Below are 2,370 nucleotides of genomic sequence, written 5' to 3' on the forward strand. Positions count from 1 at the left end.
CCGTAAGCGGTGTCTGCGGCCCACGCGGGATCAGCTTGACGGATTGAAGTTCCAGGGAAGCAGATCGTCGATCTTGCTGGCTGTGTGACCGGCGGCGATCACCTCAAGGGTCGCCCTGAGATACGCGAATAGTTCGACGCCGTTGATCTTCGCGGTGGCGATCAGGGAAGCGATGCGGGCCCATGTGCGGCCGCCCTCGTCATGTCCGGCGAAGAGCGCATTCTTTCTCGTCAGGGCATTCGGGCGGATCAGGTTCTCGATGGCGTTGGAGTCGATCTCGACGCGACCGTCATGCAGGAAGGTCTGCAGGCCGCCCCACTGTCCGTGGATATAGGTCAACTTCTCGCCGAGCCGCGACTTGGCCGAGATACGCAGACGCTGTGCCTGCAGCCAATCACCGAACTCGGCCACGAGGGGCGCGCTGCGGGCCTGACGGGCCGACAGACGTTGGCCCGGGCCCATGCCCCGGATCTCGGCTTCGATGCGGTAGAACTCAGCGATCCGGCGCAGGCCCTCGGCGGCGATTTCCGAGCCGTCGCGGTCGAAGACCTCTTTCAGCTTGCGCCACGCATGCGCCCAGCAGTGGGCCACCGTGATCGGCGCGCCGCCCTTGCGGGCCGGTCGCGTCAGCCGGTCATAACCGGCGTAGCCGTCGAGCTGCAGGATACCGTCGAAGCCCTGAAGGATCTGCTCCGCGTGGGCGCCGGCCCGGCTGGGCTGGTAGGTGAAGACGACATCGGGCGGGTCTTCTCCGCCCCATCCGCGGTCATCGCGGGCCAGGGCCCAGAGGTAGCCGGTCTTGGTTCGGCCGCGTCCGGGGTCGAGGACCGGAGCCGTGGTCTCATCCATGAACAGCTTTCCGGATGACTTGATGTGTTCCTCCAGCCGGTCGACCACGAGGCCGAGGTGGAAGGCGGCGGTGCCTGCCCAGTCCGCCAGGGTGCTGCGGTCGACCTGAATGCCAGAGCGGGCAAGGATCTGGCTCTGTCTGTAAAACGGCAGGTGGTCCGCGAACTTGGACACCAGGACATGTGCGATGGCCCCTTCGGTCGGCAGCCCGCCTTCGATCAGTCGGGGTGCGGCGACAGCCTGAATGACCCCATCCGAGCAGATGCGGCAGGCATACTTCGGCCGGATGTCGACCAGCACCCGAAGCTGCGCGGGCACGATGTCCAGCCGCTCGGTCCGATCCTCGCCGATCCGGTGCATGCGGCCGCACCCACACGGGTACTCAAGGCTCGCCGGTTCGATGACACGCTCGATGCGCGGCAGGTCCGCGGGCAGATGGCCGAGATTGCGCTGCCGTGTCCCGCGCGGGGTCTGGGTAGAGGGGGCGGCCTGCTCCCTGCGGGTCTCGACCTCGGCGACGGCGGTTTCCAGGTCTTCAAAGGCAAGCTGCCGGTCGTCATCACTCAGCTTCTCGGACCGTTTGCCATGCACGACATGGTTCAACTCGGCCACGAGATGCTCGAGCCGCCGGTTGGCTTCCTTCAGGGCGCTGTTTTCCTGCAGCACCGCCAGAACGGCGGCGCGCTGGCTCTCGGGGATCGCGGACAGATCGATGGGCGGGGCGTCGGGCATGGCTGGATTATACCGGGCCCGGGGCGCCGGTGCCCGGTTATTCAATAGGCCGAGTCACTCTGCCACAGCCGGTCGGCGCACCTCCAGAGATCGAACCCGGCGTCAGTCCAAACCGGCAAACAGGGCCTCGAACTGCGCCCGGTTCAGGGTCATTGCCCCGTCGCGGATCGCGGGCCAAGTGAAGGTGTTTTCTTCCAGCCGTTTGTAGGCCATCACGAGTCCGCTGCCGTCCCAGAACAGGATCTTCAACCGGTCGGCGCGCTTCGGCCGGAAGACGAAGACCGTGCCGGTGAATGGATCCTCGGCCAGCGCGGATTGAACCAAAGCCGCGAGACCATCATGGCCCTTCCGGAAGTCGACAGGCTTCGTCGCCATCAGGATACGCACGCCCTGCGAGGGCATCAGCATGGATGCACCTCCGGATGCGCTTCCTCCTCGGCGACCTTGCAGACCACGAGAGGCGCAAAGACAGAATCCTCGACTTCTGCCGCAGGCAGCACGAGCTTGCCCTGTTTGGCTTCACGTCGCCATGCCGAGAGTTGGTTGGGCAGAATGCCAAAGCGCTCCGCCACGGCATTTACAGTCGCACCAGCCTCCAAGGTCATCGAGACGGCCAAGGCCTTGGCCTCATCCGGCCACCGGCGATGTCCCGACGCGTAAATCTCGACGCCCAGTGATTTGAGAAACGAATTTGTAGCGCACATTGCGAAACGCACTCCCCATCATGAGATGGAAGTCATCTCGCATCCGAACCCATCATCAGCAACGTGGGGTCGAGACGACGCTTAC

The 2,370-nt window shown here is 65.0% G+C and carries 3 protein-coding genes; all 3 read right to left on the reverse strand.

The genetic code is table 11. From position 1 onward, the window contains the following. Positions 1-30: 30 nt before the first annotated feature. The 3 genes from AB9K34_RS02110 to AB9K34_RS02120 all read right to left on the reverse strand — a co-directional run bounded on the left by AB9K34_RS02110 (position 31) and on the right by AB9K34_RS02120 (position 2,285). Positions 31-1,581, reverse strand: a complete 1,551-nt coding sequence (locus AB9K34_RS02110) for an IS66 family transposase (protein WP_369952795.1) — start codon at positions 1,579-1,581, stop codon at positions 31-33. 102 nt (positions 1,582-1,683) lie between these two features. Next, entirely contained in the window at positions 1,684-1,989 is a 306-nt protein-coding gene (tnpB, locus tag AB9K34_RS02115) for an IS66 family insertion sequence element accessory protein TnpB (RefSeq protein ID WP_369952796.1), read from the reverse strand. Continuing rightward, positions 1,983-2,285 (reverse strand): transposase, encoded by a 303-nt coding sequence (locus tag AB9K34_RS02120; protein ID WP_369952797.1) that lies wholly within the window; start codon positions 2,283-2,285, stop codon positions 1,983-1,985. Before AB9K34_RS02120 ends, tnpB begins: the two co-directional genes overlap by 7 nt. Between the last annotated feature and the right edge of the window lie 85 nt (positions 2,286-2,370).

The organism is Sedimentitalea sp. XS_ASV28, assembly GCF_041224545.1.
GTDB lineage: Bacteria > Pseudomonadota > Alphaproteobacteria > Rhodobacterales > Rhodobacteraceae > Sedimentitalea.